General features: G+C 64.0%; 18 protein-coding genes and 1 pseudogene. 17 read left to right on the top strand and 2 right to left on the bottom strand.

What is annotated here, in order from left to right; genetic code table 11:
* The first annotated feature begins 8 nt into the window (after positions 1–8).
* The 3 genes from X733_RS150865 to X733_RS150875 are packed head-to-tail and all read left to right on the top strand — an operon-like array spanning position 9 to position 1,944.
* The gene (locus X733_RS150865) at positions 9–845 is read left to right on the top strand and encodes an ABC transporter ATP-binding protein (RefSeq protein WP_023669526.1); all 837 of its coding nucleotides are present in this window, start codon (positions 9–11) and stop codon (positions 843–845) included.
* Positions 842–1,591 (top strand): ABC transporter ATP-binding protein, encoded by a 750-nt coding sequence (locus tag X733_RS150870; protein WP_023692596.1) that lies wholly within the window; start codon positions 842–844, stop codon positions 1,589–1,591. The genes X733_RS150865 and X733_RS150870 overlap by 4 nt, the downstream gene beginning before the upstream one ends.
* 14 nt (positions 1,592–1,605) lie before the next feature.
* On the top strand, positions 1,606–1,944 hold the full coding sequence (locus X733_RS150875; protein ID WP_023818838.1) for a hypothetical protein: 339 nt from the start codon (positions 1,606–1,608) through the stop codon (positions 1,942–1,944).
* A gap of 10 nt (positions 1,945–1,954) precedes the next feature.
* Here the strand turns inward: X733_RS150875 and X733_RS1000000168080 are convergent.
* Positions 1,955–2,525, bottom strand: a pseudogene (locus X733_RS1000000168080) (efflux RND transporter permease subunit); the annotation flags it as partial.
* Between the two features lie 338 nt (positions 2,526–2,863).
* Between X733_RS1000000168080 and X733_RS150890 the strand changes: the two are divergent.
* Positions 2,864–4,141 carry a 4-aminobutyrate--2-oxoglutarate transaminase gene (locus X733_RS150890; RefSeq protein WP_023818836.1) on the top strand — a complete coding sequence of 426 codons (1,278 nt, stop codon included), beginning with the start codon at positions 2,864–2,866 and terminating at the stop codon, positions 4,139–4,141.
* A 131-nt stretch (positions 4,142–4,272) separates the two neighbouring features.
* On the opposite strand, the gene X733_RS150895 is transcribed toward X733_RS150890, so the two are convergent.
* Positions 4,273–5,526, bottom strand: a complete 1,254-nt coding sequence (locus X733_RS150895; protein WP_023751925.1) for an FAD-dependent oxidoreductase — start codon at positions 5,524–5,526, stop codon at positions 4,273–4,275.
* Positions 5,527–6,016: 490 nt separating this feature from the next.
* On the opposite strand from X733_RS150895, the gene X733_RS150900 reads away from it, so the two are divergent.
* The 13 genes from X733_RS150900 to X733_RS150960 all read left to right on the top strand — a co-directional run bounded on the left by X733_RS150900 (position 6,017) and on the right by X733_RS150960 (position 18,248).
* Entirely contained in the window at positions 6,017–7,309 is a 1,293-nt protein-coding gene (locus tag X733_RS150900) for an imelysin family protein (protein ID WP_023818835.1), read from the top strand.
* Positions 7,310–7,368: 59 nt separating this feature from the next.
* Positions 7,369–7,680 (top strand): (2Fe-2S)-binding protein, encoded by a 312-nt coding sequence (locus tag X733_RS150905; protein WP_023669536.1) that lies wholly within the window; start codon positions 7,369–7,371, stop codon positions 7,678–7,680.
* Positions 7,646–8,131, top strand: coding sequence for a bacterioferritin (gene bfr, locus X733_RS150910; RefSeq protein ID WP_023669537.1), 486 nt, complete (start codon positions 7,646–7,648; stop codon positions 8,129–8,131). The genes X733_RS150905 and bfr overlap by 35 nt, the downstream gene beginning before the upstream one ends.
* A 12-nt stretch (positions 8,132–8,143) precedes the next feature.
* On the top strand, positions 8,144–9,733 hold the full coding sequence (locus X733_RS150915) for a di-heme oxidoredictase family protein (protein ID WP_023818834.1): 1,590 nt from the start codon (positions 8,144–8,146) through the stop codon (positions 9,731–9,733).
* A complete protein-coding gene (locus X733_RS150920) occupies positions 9,733–10,812 on the top strand; it encodes an imelysin family protein (protein WP_023818833.1) in 1,080 nt (359 codons plus the stop codon). The genes X733_RS150915 and X733_RS150920 overlap by 1 nt, the downstream gene beginning before the upstream one ends.
* A 3-nt stretch (positions 10,813–10,815) precedes the next feature.
* Positions 10,816–11,931, top strand: coding sequence for a DUF1513 domain-containing protein (locus X733_RS150925; protein ID WP_023669540.1), 1,116 nt, complete (start codon positions 10,816–10,818; stop codon positions 11,929–11,931).
* 107 nt (positions 11,932–12,038) lie between these two features.
* Positions 12,039–12,716 carry a tRNA (adenosine(37)-N6)-threonylcarbamoyltransferase complex dimerization subunit type 1 TsaB gene (gene tsaB, locus X733_RS150930; RefSeq protein WP_023711441.1) on the top strand — a complete coding sequence of 226 codons (678 nt, stop codon included), beginning with the start codon at positions 12,039–12,041 and terminating at the stop codon, positions 12,714–12,716.
* A complete protein-coding gene (gene rimI, locus X733_RS150935) occupies positions 12,716–13,210 on the top strand; it encodes a ribosomal protein S18-alanine N-acetyltransferase (protein WP_023669542.1) in 495 nt (164 codons plus the stop codon). The genes tsaB and rimI overlap by 1 nt, the downstream gene beginning before the upstream one ends.
* Positions 13,211–13,238: 28 nt before the next feature.
* Positions 13,239–14,039, top strand: coding sequence for a 1-acyl-sn-glycerol-3-phosphate acyltransferase (locus tag X733_RS150940; protein WP_023818832.1), 801 nt, complete (start codon positions 13,239–13,241; stop codon positions 14,037–14,039).
* A 76-nt stretch (positions 14,040–14,115) separates the two neighbouring features.
* Positions 14,116–15,525 (top strand): tRNA (N6-isopentenyl adenosine(37)-C2)-methylthiotransferase MiaB, encoded by a 1,410-nt coding sequence (gene miaB / locus X733_RS150945; RefSeq protein WP_023818831.1) that lies wholly within the window; start codon positions 14,116–14,118, stop codon positions 15,523–15,525.
* Complete coding sequence (locus tag X733_RS150950) at positions 15,525–16,601, top strand: PhoH family protein (RefSeq protein ID WP_196813585.1); 1,077 nt, start codon at positions 15,525–15,527, stop codon at positions 16,599–16,601. Before miaB ends, X733_RS150950 begins: the two co-directional genes overlap by 1 nt.
* Positions 16,602–16,618: 17 nt before the next feature.
* Positions 16,619–17,125, top strand: a complete 507-nt coding sequence (ybeY, locus tag X733_RS150955; protein ID WP_023732444.1) for an rRNA maturation RNase YbeY — start codon at positions 16,619–16,621, stop codon at positions 17,123–17,125.
* 28 nt (positions 17,126–17,153) lie between these two features.
* Positions 17,154–18,248 carry a hemolysin family protein gene (locus X733_RS150960; protein WP_023818830.1) on the top strand — a complete coding sequence of 365 codons (1,095 nt, stop codon included), beginning with the start codon at positions 17,154–17,156 and terminating at the stop codon, positions 18,246–18,248.
* Positions 18,249–18,261: the final 13 nt, after the last annotated feature.

The raw sequence follows: 18,261 nt of genomic DNA, 5'->3' as shown, positions 1-18,261 counted from the left end.
GGTGACCAATGAGCGGTGCACTTCTCGATGTCGACGACCTGCGCGTCACCTTCCCGACTCGGACCGGCCTCATCCAGGCGGTGCGCGGCGTCACCTTCTCGCTCGGCCGAGAGCGGCTGGGCATTGTCGGCGAAAGCGGCTCCGGCAAGTCGCAGACCGGCCGCGCCATCATGGGGCTGACGCCGCCGCAGGCTCTGGTTTCGGCCAAGAAGCTCGCCTTGGACGGCATCGATCTTTTGGACATACCCGCCCGCCAGCGCCGGGCGCTGCGCGGCAAACGCATCGCCATGATCCTGCAGGATCCGAAATATTCGCTCGACCCGGTGATGAGCATCGGCCGCCAGATCGTCGAGACGCTGCGCACGCATGAAAAGGTCTCCAAGGCCGAAGCGCGCGAGCGGGCGCTGGCCATGCTGGAAGCTGTGCAGATCCGCGATCCCTCGCGTGTCTTCGACCTGCATCCGCACGAGGTGTCCGGCGGGATGGGCCAGCGCGCCATGATCGCAATGATGCTGATCGCCGGACCGGAACTGATGATCGCCGACGAGCCGACCTCGGCGCTCGACGTCACCGTGCAGCTCGATGTGCTCGGCATCCTCGACCGCTTGGTCAGTGAGCGCGGCATGGGCCTGATCTTCATCTCGCACGATCTGCGGCTGGTCGCCTCCTTCTGCGACCGCGTCATCGTCATGTATGCCGGCAAGGTGGTCGAGCAGCTCAAGGCGTCGGAGCTGCGCGACGCCCAGCATCCCTACACGCGCGGCCTGCTCAACTGCATGCCCAGGATCGGTTACGAACGCCACCCGCTGCCGGTGCTCGACCGCAAGCCGGAGTGGGCGGCATGACGCCAGCCATTTCGATTGAAGGGCTGGAGGTGGTGTTCGACCGTTTTCGCGCGCTGAAAGGGGCGAACCTCGAGGTGAAGTCCGGCGAATCCTTCGGCCTGGTCGGCGAGAGCGGTTCCGGCAAGTCGACGCTGCTCAAAGCCATTGCCGGCCTGGTGCCTGTCGCATCCGGTACTATCACGGTCAATGGCAAGACGCTGGGAGCGCGCCGCGACAAGGCTTTTTATCGCGAAGTGCAGATGGTCTTCCAGGACCCGTATGGTTCGCTGCACCCGCGCCAGACCGTCGACCGCCTGCTGCAGGAACCGCTCGCCATTCACGGCTTTGCCGATGGCGAACAACGCATCCAGCGCGCCCTCGACGAGGTCGGATTAGGCAACGGTTTCCGTTTCCGCTACGCGCACCAGCTCTCCGGAGGTCAGCGTCAGCGCGTGGCGATCGCGCGGGCGCTCATCCTCGAACCGTCGATACTGCTGCTCGACGAACCGACATCGGCGCTCGACGCTTCGGTGCAGGCCGAAGTGCTCAACCTGCTCGAAGAAATTCGCCGGCGGCGCAAGCTGACCTTCCTGATGGTCAGCCACGACCTCGCCATCATCACCCATATGTGCGAGCGCCTGATGGTGATGCAGAATGGCGAAGCGGTGGAAAATCTCACCGCGGGCCAGCTGATCGGACATCGGGTGGAGAAGGATTATACGCGCAATCTGTTGAGGGCGAGCGAGGGGTTTGTGCGGACCGCTTGAATCTGGGGTTTCCTATGGCGGAATGGAAGTTCGAAGACCCACCCAACGTCGCGGTGTTGTCGGACACAAGCATATTTAAACGTGGTGACTGGATCGCATACGTTGTGCACGAAGCTGATGACGACGATAACCACAACGATGAGGGTGGCAGTTGGCAATTTCATTGCAGCGACAAGAAAAATCGAGATGAACCCGAGATAATGCTCGTCAGCCTCCAGAATGTGGTTCAGCGGGATGAGAGCATCCTGGAATTGGCCGATTTGCCAAAAGGCTGGCATGCTTGGCGCGATTCAAAATTGTCGCCCTGGCAGCGCGCTAAATCACTCCCTGTACCCTCCAACGACAACGAGTGATGCAGCAGGGCTAAGTCGAGCTTTGCGCCAGTTCGCCGTTCTCCGGAACAGATGGTTCGTCCCCCTGCTTAGGCTCCTTGATCCTGAACCACGTCACATAAAGCGCCGGCAGGAATAGCAGCGTGATCGCCGTGCCGGCGATGATGCCGCCCATCATGGCGTAGGCCATCGGGCCCCAGAACACTTCGCGCGCGATCGGGATCAGCGCCAGGCTGGCGGCCGCGGCCGTCAGCGCGATCGGCCGCATGCGGTGCTCGGTCGCTTCGATACGGCTTCCCAGCGGTCTTGGCCCTCGGCCACCAGATCCTTGATCTGCACGATCAGGATCACCGAGTTGCGGATCAGGATGCCGATCAGCGCCAGGACGCCCAGAATGGCGACGAAGCCGAGCGGTGCGCCGCTCGGCACCAGGGCCGCGACCACGCCGATCAGGCCGAGCGGCGCCACCGCCACCACCAGGAACAGGCGCTGAAAACTTTGCAACTGGATCATCAGGATGGTCGCCATCACGAACAGCATCAGCGGCACCACCGCTGCGATCGGTCCCTGGCTTTTGCGCTTTCTTCGACCGAGCCGGCGGTTGCAACGGAATAGCGGGCGGCAGTTTGGCGATGAAGGCGTCGACCGACGGCTTCATCAATTCGTTGACGACGGTGGCCGGCAGCACGTCGCCAACGAGGCCCGTCGCCGCTGCCGCGAGCGGGATCGCTTCGCCGTTCCCGGTGACGGGTGAGCTGTCACGGACTGCCCCGTACGTGTATCGGTCGGCTGGTTAAGACCGGTCTGTCGAAGTGGCCCGCATCGACGACAGGCCCAATCGCCCGGCGGCGGTGCCAACTTGAGGAAAACGTGAAATAAGGCCAGAAGAGGCCTTGGCATTCATCTAACGAGAACGGGCGTCGGCCCGATGAGGGACGAAATGAAGAACGCAGCCATTTCCGAGCGCAAGAACCAGTCGATCTCGCGCGGCGTCGGCATGACGACGCAGATCTATGCCGACCGCGCCGAGAATTCGGAGATCTGGGATGTGGAAGGCCGCCGATACATCGATTTCTCCTCCGGTATCGCCGTCGTCAACACTGGCCACCGCCATCCCAGGGTGATCGAGGCGGTCAAGGCACAGCTCGACCGCTTCACCCATACCTGCCACCAGGTCGTGCCCTATGAGAGCTATGTGCGGCTGGCCGAACGGCTGAACGGCATGCTGCCCGGCAAGTTCGAGAAGAAGACCATCTTCGTCACCACGGGCGCTGAAGCCGTCGAGAACGCCATCAAGATCGCCCGCAACGCCACTGGCCGCCAAGCCGTCATCGCCTTTGCCGGCGGCTTCCACGGCCGCACCTTCATGGGCATGGCGCTGACCGGCAAGGTCGTGCCCTACAAGGTAGGCTTCGGCGCCATGCCGGGCGACGTCTACCACGCGCCATTTCCGGTGCCGCTGCACGGCGTGTCTACAGCCGATTCGCTGGCCGCGCTCGACAGACTTTTCAAGGCCGATGTCGATCCGGCTCGCGTTGCCGCCATCATCATCGAGCCGGTCCAGGGCGAGGGCGGCTTCTACGACGCGCCGCGCGAATTCCTGACGGCGCTGCGCAAGCTCTGCGACCAGCACGGCATGCTGCTGATCGCCGATGAGGTGCAGACCGGCTTTGCCCGCACCGGCAAGATGTTCGCCATGGATCATCATGAGGTCGCGGCCGACATTACCACCATGGCGAAAAGCCTGGCCGGCGGCTTCCCGCTGGCGGCGGTCACCGGCCGCGCCGAGATCATGGATGCGCCCGGTCCTGGCGGGCTCGGCGGCACCTATGGCGGCAGCCCGATCGGTGTCGCCGCAGCACACGCCGTGCTCGACGTAATCGAGGAAGAAAAGCTGTGCGACCGCGCCAATACGCTGGGCGCCCGGCTGAAACAGCGGCTGCAGTCGATCCGCGACGATGTGCCCGAGATTGTCGACATCAGGGGTCTCGGCTTCATGAACGCGGTCGAGTTCAACGACGTCAAGAAGGGCCTGCCGTCGGCCGAGATCGCCAATGCGATCCGGCTGAAGGCGCTCGACAAGGGGCTGATCCTGCTGACCTGCGGCGTCTACGGCAACGTCATCCGTTTCCTGGCTCCGATCACCATCCAGGACAATGTCATGAACGAGGCGCTCGACATTCTGGAAAGCTCGATCCGCGAAGTCTGCGCTGCCTAGCGCAAACCCTACCTCCCCCTTGTGGGCCCTTGTGGGGAGGTCGGACCGCAGGTCCGGGTGGGGGGCCTCGCGCCGACCCCAACCCCGCTGCTTCGCAGCGACCCTCCCCACAGGGGGGAGGGTAAGTGCGTCTAGCCCGCAGCCCGTGCCGGCTCATCCTGCTGGAACGCTGCCAGTGCAGCCTTCAGCCCGTCAGGTCCCTCAGCAATCGTCTGCGCCATCGGCGAAAACCCGGCCCCGAGCATCTTGCGGCCCAGCATATGGTCGCCCGGCCTGTTGACGGATTCGATGCCGAGCAGCCGGCTTCCAGCATAGTGGTAGATCGAGAACTTGTTCTCAGCGAGGTCGCCCAGCACGACATGGCTGTCGCCGCCCGAGGTCAGCCCGACCATCTGCAGTTTCATGTCGCCGATGTCAGACCAGAACCACGGCACCGCCGCATAGGCGTCCGTATGGCCGGTGATCGTTCGTGCGGCAAGCCGCGCCTGGTCGGTGGCGTTCTGCACCGATTCCAGCCGCACGTCGCCGCCGGTCGACCAGTGGCGGTAGGAAGCGGCGTCGCCGATGGCCAGAATATCAGGCACTGAGGTGCGCATCTGTTGGTCGACGCGGATGCCATTGGCGACAGTCAGTCCGGCAGCCTGCGCAAGTTCGACATTCGGCACGGCGCCGATGCCAACGATGACCATGCGCGCGGGCAGCCTTTCGCCGGTGGAGGTGATTGCAGCGCAGACATGGCCGTTTTCCCCTTCCAGCCTGGCAATGGTGGTGCCGGTGAGGATACGCACGCCGATCGCCTCCAGCCGTTGGCGGACATGGCTCGCCACCACCGGCGCCACGGCGCGGCCAAGCAGCCGGTCGACAGCCTCGACCAGGGTGACGTTGCGGCCGGCGGCCCTCAGCGTTGCCGCGATCTCCAGCCCGATGAAGCCGCCGCCGAGGATGACCACGTCTTCGCTTTGGGGGCTGAGCGCGCGGATCAGCCGGGCATCGGCGATCGAGCGCAGCGACAGCACGCCCGAGAGGTCGGCGCCCGGCAGCGGCAGGAGCCGCGGCCGCGAACCGGTGGCCAGGATGAGCCGGTCGAACGGCAGCACGCCGCCGCCCGCTATGTCCAGCTTGCGGCCTGCCGGATCGATGCTGTCGATTCGGATGCCCGGCCTGAAGTCGATGGCGCTGCCGGTGTAAAAGGCCTCGCCGCGCAAGGGTTGCGGCTTGGCATCGGCGTCCTTGATGAAGGTCTTCGACAGCGGTGGCTTGTGATAGGGCAGATCGGTCTCGTCGCCGATCAGGATGACCGGTCCGTCATGGCCTTCCTCGCGCAGGCTGGCGGCCGCTTGCACGCCCGCATGACCCGCACCGACAATGACGACCCCGTTCTTCATCGCAACCCGAATTCCTGTTTCAAATCTGGAGCATGATGCCGAAAAGTGTGAAGCGGTTTTGGACGACATCATGCTTTGATTGTGAGCCGTTCCGCCAGATGGCGATTGTCTGCCGCCGTCGCAAGAGCCCCGGTCCGGGTCGCACTCGGAACGGTCGCTTGTCAATCGCGGCGTCTCTCAACTTGGCTGCTGGCTATACGATTAAAGTTGACAGTCCTAGTTTAGAATAATTCTAAACTATTGTTTCAATTGAATTTTCTAAGGCTCACCAGTTGACTTCCCGCCTCGCCATCGTTTTATGGAGGCTCGCGCGTCAGCGCATCCCTTTGATGTCTGGGCCTTGAACCCGTTCGATTGGAGGCATTTGGTGTCTTTCTTCCGTGCGCCGCAGAGCGGCGCGGCAACTGTGGTGTCCTACGGCATGCCTATGTCCCGGCACCGTTTGGCACGCGCGCCTTTTACCGAATCCCCTTTCAACTGGAGAATGATGATGACAGCGCGATATGGCGGCAGGCTCGCTGCGATCGGTGCCACGGCTATCTTGACGGCGGCGGTTTTCATCCTGCCGGCCAAGGCGGCGGAGATCGATGCCAAGGCGGTCATCAAGACCTATTCCGACATCGCGCTGGCCAAGTACGAGGATTCGCTGACCACGGCGCAGGCGCTCGACAAGGCTGTCGACGCGCTGCTTGCCAACCCGTCGGCGGACACGCTGAATGCCGCCCGCGATTCCTGGAAGGCGTCGCGCGTGCCCTACCAGCAGACCGAGGTCTACCGCTTCGGCAACAAGATCGTCGACGACTGGGAAGGCAAGGTGAACTCCTGGCCGCTCGACGAAGGCCTGATCGACTACGTCGCCAAGAGCTACGGCACCGAGTCCGACGCCAACGCGCTCTACACCGCCAATGTCATCGCCAACAAGGACATCGAGATCGACGGCAAGAAGGTCGACGCCTCGAAGCTTTCGCCGGAGTTCCTCGCCGGCACGCTGCAGGAGGCCGGCGGCATCGAGGCCAATGTCGCCACCGGTTATCACGCCATCGAATTCCTGCTCTGGGGCCAGGATTTGCACGGCACCGGCCCGGGCGCCGGCGAGCGTCCGTACACCGACTACGACCTCAAGAACTGCACCGGCGGCAATTGCGATCGCCGGGCCGAGTATCTGAAGTCGGCCAGCGATCTTCTGGTCTCCGACCTGCAGGAGATGGTCGGCAACTGGAAGGAAGACGGCGCCGCCCGCAAGAACCTCGTCGATGGCCAGCCGAACACCGCTATCTCGGTGATCTTCACCGGCATGGGCTCGCTGTCCTACGGCGAACTGGCCGGGGAGCGCATGAAACTCGGCCTGCTGCTGCACGATCCCGAAGAGGAGCACGACTGCTTCTCGGATAATACCTACAACTCGCATCTCTATGACGCCATCGGCATCCGCGCCGCCTATCTCGCCAGCTACACGCGCATCGACGGCACCGTCGTTTCAGGCCCGTCGGTGCACGATATGGTCAAGGCGGCCGATCCGGCGATCGACAAGGAACTGTCCGACAAGCTCGATGTCTCGGTCGCCAAGATGGAGGCGATCAAGGCGCGGGAAGTGGCCGGCGAGGCCTACGACCAGCAGATCGCCGAGGGCAACACCGAAGGCAATGCTACCGTGCAGGCGGCAATCGACGCGCTGGTCGACCAGACCAAGTCGATCGAACGCGCCGTCGGCGCGCTGAAGCTGAACAACATAGCCTTCGAGGGGTCCGACAGCCTCGACGCACCGGACAAGGTGTTCAAGTAGCACCCCAACCAACTACCAGCCAAACGGCGCGGAGGGGCGCCGTCAGCCAGAGCCAATCCATGCTGATCTGCCATTGCAACATCATCACCGAAAAGGAGATTGAGCAGACGATCGTCGATCTGCTGGATCAGGACCCCTGGCAACTGATCGTGCCGGCGAAGGTCTATCACACGATGCAAAAGCGCGGTCGCTGTTGCGGCTGCTTCCCAAATGTGGTCGAAACGATCATTCGGGTCACCGAAAATTACCACACCCGTTCGGAGGCGAGCGGCGTGGACATCGTTTCACACCTGGATCGCGTCAGAGGCCTGCGCGTCCAATATGGGAGCAGAATCCATGAAAGGCGAACCGCAGATCATCGAGCGGCTTAACGAGGCTCTGTTCCTGGAGCTTGGCGCCGTCAATCAATACTGGGTGCATTTCCGCCTGCTCGAAGATTGGGGATATGCCAAGCTGGCAAAGAAGGAACGCGCCGAATCGATCGAGGAGATGCACCATGCCGACCGGCTGGTGGCCCGTATCATCTTCCTCGAAGGGCATCCCAATTTGCAGTCCGTGGCGCCGTTGCGCATCGGCCAGAACGTCAAGGAAGTGCTCGAATCCGATCTCGCCGGCGAATATGACGCACGCACCGCCTACAAGCGTTCGCGCGAGATCTGCAACGAAGCCGGCGACTACGTGACGATGAAGCTGTTCGAGGAATTGCTGGCGGATGAGGAAGGTCACATCGACTTCCTCGAGACGCAGCTCGACCTCCTTGCCTCGATCGGCGAGGAAAAATACGGCCAGCTCAACGCCGCATCGGCGGACGAGGCGGAATAGGACCATGCAGGAATGCGGCGCCCCATAGATATTCTGCGCCGCTTGCGGCGGGCCGCCGGCCCGCTGCTCCTCAAAAACCCGCGATATCAGGCCTTTCGCGGGCTTTCGGTTGTAACCCTGGCGGCAATTTTGGCCCCGGCCCTGGCCGGATCGTCGGAACCGGTCGGCCTCGCCACGAGCCGCACCGACCTGACGCCGAAGGACCAGGCCCGCGTCCTTGCCGTTACCAGGCCAACCCAGGATTTCTCCAAGCCCGAATCCTTCGAAACGATGCAAGGCGGCGCCGGCACGTCGCGCAAGCAGGTCGACCGCGACGCCTTCTCGCAACCCTCTGAAAACATTACCTTCGAGGAACAGGGCAATTTCAAGCTCGGCAATGCGCTTTTCCGCAAGAACTGGGTGTCGTCGCCATCCTCGACCCAGGCCTCGGACGGTCTCGGACCCCTGTTCAACGAGCGCGCCTGCCAGAATTGCCATTTGAAGGATGGCCGCGGCCGCCCGCCAGCCGCCGACAGCCGCACCACGTCGATGTTCCTGCGGCTAGCGCGCGATGCGAGCACGGCCGAGGAAAAGACCGAGATCGCCGCGCACAAGGTGCTGAACTTCCCCGATCCGGTCTACGGCGCGCAGTTGCAGGAACTGGCGGTGCCCGGCCTCAAGGGCGAAGGCCGCATGTATGTCGATTATCGCGAGGAAAAGGTCACGCTCGGCGACGGTAGCATCGTTTCGCTGCGCAAGCCGAGCTATTCGGTCGACGGGCTTGGCTACGGCCCGCTTGACCCGCGCACCACGCTGTCGCCACGTCTGACCCCGCCCATGATCGGCCTTGGCCTGATCGAACAGATCGCGCCGGCCGACATCCTTGCCCATGCCGATCCCGACGACCGCGACGGCATTTCCGGCAAGCCCAACATGGTGCGTGACCTCAGCAGCGGGCAACTGACGCTTGGCCGCTTCGGTTGGAAGGCGCAGACCGCATCGATCCGCCAGCAGGCGGCGGACGCCTTTGCCGGCGATATCGGCATTTCGACGCCGGAAGAGCCCAGTCACTGGGGCGATTGCACTGCGGCTGAAAAGGCCTGCCTCGACATGCCGAACGGCGTGCAGAAGCGGCTCGGCCCGGTCGAGGCGCCACCACCGGTGATGGACCTCGTCACCTTCTATTCACAGAACCTTGCGGTGCCGGCGCGGCGCGATGTCGGCGCACCCGCCGTGCTCGCCGGCAAGAAGCTGTTCTACGAGATGGGCTGCATTGCCTGCCATACGCCGAAATTCGTCACCATGCGCGGGAACAAGGCGCAGGCGTTCCAACTGATCTGGCCCTATTCCGACTTTCTGCTGCACGACATGGGGCCTGGCCTTGCCGACGGCCAGGCGGTGGGCGATGCCACGGGCAGTGAATGGCGCACCCCGCCGCTATGGGGCATCGGCCTGACAAAGACCGTCAACGGCAACGCTTTCTTCCTGCATGACGGGCGTGCGCGCACGCTTGCCGAAGCGATCCTGTGGCATGGCGGCGAGGGGCAGAAGGCGCGCGATCGCTTTGCCGCCGCCAATACGGCCGACCGCGATGCTCTCATCAAATTCCTGGAGTCATTCTGATGCTCAAGCGGGTTTTGCCTGTTCTACTCCTCCCATTGGCTCTGTTCGGTGCGTCCCCGGCATCGGCCTCGGTGAAAGCCTCCGATGTCATTCAAAGAGCGATCGACGGATTTGTCCGCCCCGCCTATGCCAGCCTGCATGGCCATGCCGGCACCTTGGCGAAGGCCATGGACGCGCTCTGCCAGGCGCCGTCGCAGGGCAACCTCGATGCCGCGCATGCCGGATTCTCGGCCACGGTCGCGGCCTGGTCGTCGGCTGAAATCATCGGCTTCGGGCCAATCAAGGAGAACAACCGGCTGGAGCGCATGCTCTACTGGCCGGACCGAAAGAGCATCGGCCTGAAGCAGGTGCAGGCGGCGCTGGCCGGCAAGGATCCGACCGCCACCGATCCGGCGCAGCTGGCGGGCAAGAGTGTCGCGATGCAGGGATTAGGGGCGCTTGAGTTCGTGCTTTACGGCGATGGCGCCGAGACGCTCGTCGGCAAGGACGAGCCCTATCGCTGCGCCTATGGCGCGGCAGTCGCCAAGAACATCGAGACCATGGCGGCCGATGTCGACGCGGCCTGGAAAAAACCGGACGGTTTTGCAGCCTTGTGGGCTAATCCTGGACCCGACAATGCGCTTTACCGCGACGGCACCGAAGCGGTGACCGAACTGGTCGGCGTCTTCATCAACGAGCTGGAAATGGTCCGCGACGTGCGCCTCAAAGGTTTTTTCGGCGCCAAGCCGGAGGCTGACAAGCCAAGGCAGGCGATCTACTGGCGCTCGCAAAACACCGGCCTTTCATTAGCCGGCAACCTCTCCGGCATTGATTCGCTGTTCCAGGCCTCGAAGCTCGGCGACGCGCTGCCCGAGGATAGCAGATGGATGGCGGAATCCATCCATATCCAGCTCATCAATGGCGTTGCCACTGCCAAATCCATCCAGGGTCGGATCGACAAGACGCTCGCCGATCCCGCGGAGCGCGGAAAACTCGAACATTTCGCGCTGATCACCTCCAGCCTGTCGGGCTTGATCGGCACCCGGCTAACCGCCGAGTTCGGCCTGACCGCCGGCTTTTCGTCACTGGACGGGGACTGACCAATGGTTGCGACACGCACGCCGCTGATGGACCGCCGCGATTTTCTCAGAGCTGCCGGCGCCGGCTTCGTCGCGTCAATGGCGCCGCGGGCCTGGGCGGACACGCTTGCCGCCGATGCCGTCTTTGCCACCGCCTTCGTCAAGCGCGACGGCAGCTTTGGCGCCGCTGTGTTGTCGGAAGCCGGAAAAGTATTGCATGCGATCGACCTGCCCGACCGTGGCCACGACGTCACCTTCGATCCGGTCTCGAAGCGCTCCGTGGTCTTCGCCCGGCAACCCGGCACCTTCGCCGTGGTCTTCGACCATGCCGGCCGCGAGCCGCCGCTGACCATCGCCAGCATCACCGGTCGGCATTTCTTCGGCCACGGTGTGTTTTCCACCGACGGCGCGCTGCTTTACGTCACCGAAAACAATTTCGACAATGCCGCCGGCGTCGTCGGGATCTACGACGCACGGGCCAAGTTCAGCCGCATCGGCGAGTTTCCGACCTATGGCATGGGGCCGCATGAGCTCTTGCTGCTCGGAGACGGCCGGACGATCGCCATCGCCAATGGCGGCATCGAGACCCATCCCGACTATGGCCGCGCCGAGCTCAACATCGCCACCATGAAGCCGTCCTATGTGCTGGTCGATCGCACAACCGGCGATCTCATCGAAAAGCACGAACTGCCGCCGGCTCTGCACCAGCTGTCGATTCGCCACATGGATGCCGACCCCACAGGCACCATCTGGTTCGGCTGCCAGTACCGCGGGCCGGGCACCGAGCGGCCACCGCTGGTCGGCCGCGCCACGCGCGGCAAGGGGCTGCAGCTGCTCGACATGCCGCAGGACGTGCTATCCGGCTTCCGGAATTACATCGGCTCGGTCGCCGCCAACCCGATTGCCGGCACGGTCGCGGTGTCTTCGCCGGAAGGCAATTCGCTGGCCGTCATCGACGCCGCCAGCGGCAAGATCGTCGCCACCAAGGCGCTGGTCGAGGTCTGCGGCCTGGCGCCCGACGGCCCGGGCTTCATGGCAACCACGGGTGCCGGCGAAATCATCGAAGGCAGCGGCGCGACGCGCTCCGAGCCCGACTATGTCTGGGACAACCACATGCTGCGCATCGCGCCGGCGGCGTAAGCCGTCCGGCCTGCACCGAAGCGAAGCCGCTTAACAATTTACGCGCTGGCTCTTGCGGCGGCGCGCCGTGGCGGGCAGAGGGAGACTGTTTTTCGAACCGGTCGCCCATGAAACTGCTCGCCATCGACTGTGCCGCCAATCTCTGCGCCGCTTGCGTCTATGACGCATCGGGCGACAGAGAGCTCGGCCGCTCGGTACTCGATCTCGGCAAAGGCCACGCCGAACACCTGATGGCTGTCATTGACGAAGCGTTGAAAGCGGACGGCACCGATTATGCCGGCCTTGGCGCCGTTGCGGTCTCCATCGGTCCGGGTTCCTTCACCGGCCTGCGGGTGGGCGTCTCGGCGGCGCGCGGCCTGGCGCTGGCGCTGAAGATCCCGGCGATCGGGGTAACGACACTGGAGGCGCTGGCGGCCGAGGCGAGGGCGGCATTTCCCGGCCGCCCGATCCTGGCGGCTCTCGATGCAGGCCGCGAGGAGATCCATGCGGCGTTTTACGATGCGGAAGCGATTTTGCGCTATGGTCCGGCTGTGACCACACTTGCCCAAGCCGCGGGAATGGCGGCGGACAATCGTCCGGTGCTTGCCGGCACGGCCGCCGTGCAGATCGCAGCCGCGGCCGGTCGCGATTTCGATATCGGCCCGACGGCTGCCACCGCCGACATTGCCGTCTACGCCCGGCTCGCCGCTGCAAAAGGTGAGGGCGACAAGCCGAAGCCACTCTATCTGCGCGGCGCCGATGCCAAGGCGCAGGCCGGGTTCATCCTGTTGAGGCAGGAAAAGTGATGCGCATCCCTTTCCTCCAGCCGCGCCGCAGGGACTATGCGCTCGAGCCGCTGACCATCGCCGACAGCCCGGCAGCGTCGGTGCTGCACCGCGAGGATTTCGTCCGGCCCTGGACCGATGGCGAGTTCGCCGCGTTGCTCGAACAGGAAACCGTGTTCGGCTATGCCGCGCGCGAAATCGGCCAGGGCGCCAAGCCGCCGGTCGGCTTCGTGCTGGCCAGGCTTGCAGCCGGCGAGGGCGAGATTCTGACCGTGGCGGTGGCGCGCTCGCATCGCCGCCAGGGGCTCGGCTGGCAGTTGATGGACGCGGTACTGCGCGAATTGCATGCGCAGCGGGCCGAGGCGCTGTTCCTTGAGGTCGACGAGACCAATGTCGCTGCCATCGCCCTCTACCGGCGGCTGGGTTTCCGCCAGGTCGGCCACCGCGCCAATTATTACCGCTCGACCGAACATGGTCCTACCGGCGCGCTTGTCATGCGCCGCGATCTTCGCTAGCCAAAGTTTTGGGGCAGGGCCAAGCTGCATGATCGGAAAAATCAGGATCTTCCTGGCGCTGAGCCTCGTTGTCATCGGTTCGCTGGTCCTTGTGCCTTTGCAGCTGCTGTCGATGAAGACCGGAATCTGGCGCGAGACGGTCATTCTGAAGGCCTGGCACAGCCTCATCGTCCGGACGCTCGGCCTGCGCATCCATGTCAAAGGTGCGCTGTCCAGCCAGCGCCCGCTGCTGGTCGCCTCGAACCATATCTCCTGGACCGACATCATGGTGCTGGGCTCCTTTGCCGATGTGACCTTCATCGCTCGGGCGGACATGGAGGGATGGCCGCTGATCGGCTGGCTGTCGAAACTGCAGCGTACGGTCTTCATCGAACGCGAGCGCAAGCGGACAGCTGGCGACCAGGCCAGCGAGATCGCCAGCCGCATGGCCAAGGGCGACGCCATGGTGCTGTTTGCCGAGGGCTCTACCGGCGACGGCAACACCATCCTGCCGTTCAAGAGCACCTTGTTCGGCGCCGCCTCGATGGCGATTTCGGAAGGCGCGGCCGAGCAGGTCTTCATCCAGCCGCTGGCGATTGCCTACACGCGGGTGCACGGCGTGCCTCTCGGCCGTCGCCACCGGCCGCTCGCTGCCTGGATCGGCGATCAGGACCTGATGCCGCATCTCAAGGTGCTGATGGCCGAAGGCGCCATTGACGTCGAGGTGCATTTCGGCGAGCCCATCGCCTTTTCCAAGGGCTCGAACCGCAAGGAAACGTCGAGGCTGATGGAAAGCCAGGTGCGCGCCATGATGCAGGCCGCGCTCGCCGACCCCCGACCGAGCCGCTAGCGCAGGCCGAGCGCCTACGAGACGATGCCCGAGAATCGTCTGTTTTTTGTCACGGAAAGGCGTTAGAAGCCGCCGGATGGATTTGAACACGATAGAGCGGAACGACCCCGACAGCGCCTCGCAAAGCGCTGCTGCGGCGTCCGCCCCGGCCAAAAAGGTCTTCGTCAAGACCTATGGCTGCCAGATGAATGTCTATGACTCACAGCGCATGACCGATGCGCTGGCCGCCGACGGCTACACCGCAACCGATGTCATCGCCGACGCCGATCTGGTGCTGCTCAACACCTGCCATATCAGGGAGAAGGCGGCGGAAAAGGTCTATTCCGAGCTCGGCCGCATCCGCGACATGAAGGCTGAACGCGCAGCAGTTGGGCGCGAAATGCTGATCGGCGTCGCCGGTTGCGTCGCGCAGGCCGAAGGCGCGGAAATCATCCGCCGTTCGCCTGCTGTCGATCTGGTCATCGGCCCGCAGACCTATCACCGGCTGCCCGATGTGCTGGCCCGGGTGCGCGGCGGCGAGAAGATCGTCGAGACCGAATACGCCATCGAGGACAAGTTCGAGCATCTGCCGCAGCCGAAGCGTGCCGAAATGATCAAGCGCGGCGTCACCGCCTTCCTCACCGTGCAGGAAGGCTGCGACAAATTCTGCACCTTCTGCGTCGTGCCCTATACCAGGGGCTCGGAAGTGTCGCGCCCGGTGGCGCAGATCGTCGCCGAAGCCGAGCGGCTGGCCGATGCCGGTGTGCGCGAGGTGACGCTGCTGGGGCAGAACGTCAATGCATGGCACGGCAAAGGTGAGGATGGCATGGAATGGGGGCTTGGTCGCCTGCTGTTCCGGCTGGCCGAAATTCCTGGCCTGGCGCGGCTGCGCTATACCACCAGCCATCCGCGCGACATGGACCACGAATTGATCGCTGCCCATCGCGATCTCCCGGCTTTGATGCCTTATCTGCACCTGCCGGTGCAATCCGGGTCAGACCGCATCCTCAAGGCGATGAACCGCAGGCACACGGCCAAGGACTATCTGGCGCTGCTCGAGCGCATCCGCGCTGCACGCGGCGACATCGCGCTGTCCGGTGACTTCATCGTCGGCTTCCCCGGCGAAACCGAGGCCGATTTCGAGGCGACGATGGATCTGGTGCGCCAGGTGAACTACGCCTCGGCCTTCTCGTTCAAATATTCGCCGCGTCCCGGCACGCCGGGCGCCGATATGCCCGATCACGTGCCGGAAGCGGTCAAGGACGAGCGCCTGCAACGCCTGCAGGCGCTGCTGCTGAAACAACAGCAGGATTTCGGCCTGAGCCTGGTCGGCAGCACCATCGACACGCTGATCGAGAAGCCCGGCCGTCAGGCCGGCCAGAAGGTCGGCCGCTCGCCCTGGCTGCAGCCGGTTATTGTTGATGAAAAGGCCGGCGAAATCGGTGACATTATCCGGGTGCGAATCACGAAGACGGGCTACAATAGCCTGTTCGCCGAGTTGGCTTGATGGCCTCGGCAGATGAGGAGAGACGGTTGAGCGCTGCTGAAGTGAAGACTCTGCCCCAGAACCAGACGTCCGGGGCCTCTGACATGGCGCACATCGTTCTGACTTTCGACAACAACAAGCTTGCCAGCGCCCTGTACGGCCAGTTCGACGAGAACCTGGCCCGGCTCGAGCAGAAGCTCGGCGTCGACATCCGCTCGCGCGGCAACCAGCTCACCATCAAGGGCTCGGCCTCGGCGGCCGAGCAGGCGCGCCGCGCGCTCGACAATCTCTACGGCATTCTCCAGAAGGGCACCGATATCGGCCAGTCCGACGTCGATGGCGCCGTGCGCATGGCGATTGCCGCCGACGACCAGCTGACGCTGCCGACGCTGGAACGCAAGGGCAAGGTTTCGGCCGCCCAGATCTCCACCCGCAAGAAGACGATCTATGCCCGTTCGCTCAACCAGGACGCCTATATGCGGGCGCTGGAGCGTTCGGAACTTGTCTTCGGCATTGGCCCCGCCGGCACCGGCAAGACCTATCTGGCGGTGGCGCATGCGGCGATGCTGCTCGAACGCGGCATGGTCGAGCGCATCATCCTGTCACGCCCAGCGGTCGAGGCCGGCGAGCGGCTGGGTTTTCTGCCCGGCGATATGAAGGAAAAGGTCGATCCGTACCTGCGGCCCCTCTATGACGCGCTCTACGACATGATGCCGGCCGACAAGGTCGAACGTGCTATCGCTGCCGAGGTCATCGAGATCGCGCCGCTGGCCTTCATGCGCGGCCGCACGCTGGCGCATGCCGCCGTCATCCTCGACGAGGCGCAGAACACCACGCCGATGCAGATGAAGATGTTTTTGACCCGCCTCGGCGAGAATTCGCGCATGATCGTCACCGGCGATCCGACGCAGATCGATCTGCCTCCAAGCACCAAGTCGGGCCTCGTCGAAGCCTTGCGTGTCCTTGACGGCGTGGCCGGCGCGGTAACCGTGCGCTTCAACGATGTCGACGTTGTGCGCCACCCGCTGGTGGCCGAAATCGTCAGGGCCTATGACCGCGACGCCAAGCTGGCACGCGGCCTCGGCGCCGAGAGCTGATGTGACGATGCGGGCTCATGCCTGAAGACATAAGACCTGGCGGCGGGGATAGTTCGGTTCCCGTCGAGATCGATATGTCGGTCGAGGCCGGCGACTGGCCCGATGAGGCGGCGCTGACGCGTCTGGTCGATCGCGCCGTGTCGGCTGCCTTTGCCGAAACCGCTGCTGCCGGTCCTTCCGAACTCAGCATCGTCTTTTCCGACGATGCCCATATCCGTACCCTCAACGCCGGCTGGCGCGGCAAGGACAAGGCGACCAACGTCTTGTCTTTCCCGGGTTTTCCGTTCCCCAGGGGTGGCAAGCTGCCGCCGATGCTGGGTGACATCGTGCTCGCCGCCGAAACGGTGGCGCGCGAAGCAGCCCTGGAAGACAAGCCCTTCGAGAACCATATCACCCATCTCGTCATCCACGGCCTGCTGCATTTACTGGGCTACGATCACGAGACCGATGCAGAGGCCGAGGAGATGGAAGCCATCGAGCGCTCAGCGCTCGCAAGGCTTGCCATTCCCGATCCCTACACGTAATGACAAAAGACCAATTGACCGGACGACGATGAACGACAAACCAGAAACTGCCGCCCGCCCCGAGGCTGGCAGTGCGACAAAGCCTTCCGATACGACGGAAGAGGGATCGAGTCCGAGTCCCAGTTCCGGCAGCCTCGCTTCTGGTAGCATTGCCAGCGAGCCATCGCCTGCCGGTCCGTCCCTGTTCGACCGCGTCTTGGGCCTTTTCAGACAACGGAACGGCACCAGCCTGCGCGAGGAAATCGCCGGCGCGCTTGCCGAAACGACCAGCGATGCGGGGTCTTTCTCGCCTGGCGAACGCGCCATGCTCAACAACATATTGCGCCTGCGCGAGGTGCGCGTCGAGGACGTCATGGTGCCGCGCGCCGATATTGAGGCCGTCGAGATCACCACGACGTTGGGCGATCTGCTCGGTCTGTTCGAGCAGTCCGGCCACTCCCGCATGCCGGTCTATTCCGAGACGCTCGACGATCCGCGCGGCATGGTTCACATCCGCGACGTGCTGGCCCACATCACCAAGGTCGCCCGGGTCAAGAAGGGCAGAACATCCAGGAAGACGCCGGCAACGACGCTTCTCGACCTCGCCCAGGTCGATCTCGGCCGCACCATCGGCGACCTCAATCTGATCCGCCCGGTGCTTTTCGTGCCGCCCTCGATGCTTGCCTCCGACCTGATGGGCCATATGCAGACGACGCGCACCCAGATGGCGCTGGTCATCGACGAATATGGCGGCACCGATGGTCTCGCCTCGCTGGAAGACATCGTCGAGATGGTCGTCGGCGATATCGAGGACGAGCATGACGAGGACGAGCCGCTGATCACCCAGACCGGCGAGGGCGTGTTCGTAGTCGACGGCAAGGCCGAGATCGACGAGGTCGCCAAGATGATCGGCGAGGACTTTACCGCCGGTGAGCATGGTGAATATGTCGACACGATCGGCGGCATGATTTTCAACACGCTGGGCCGCGTGCCCGCGCGTGGTGAGGTTGTGCAAGCCATCCCCGGCTTCGAATTCCACGTGCTCGACGCCGATCCGCGCCGCGTCAAGCGGGTGCGCATCGTCCAGAACCAGAAGGGCGAGCGTCGCCGCCGCGTGACCGCCCCCCGCACCGAGCAGGCCTAGGACAGAACGTTGC

It is taken from the genome of Mesorhizobium sp. L2C066B000, from assembly GCF_000502335.1.
GTDB lineage: Bacteria > Pseudomonadota > Alphaproteobacteria > Rhizobiales > Rhizobiaceae > Mesorhizobium.
The sequence above is the reverse complement of the archived record's forward strand: the minus strand, read 5'-3'. Positions and strand labels throughout refer to the sequence as shown.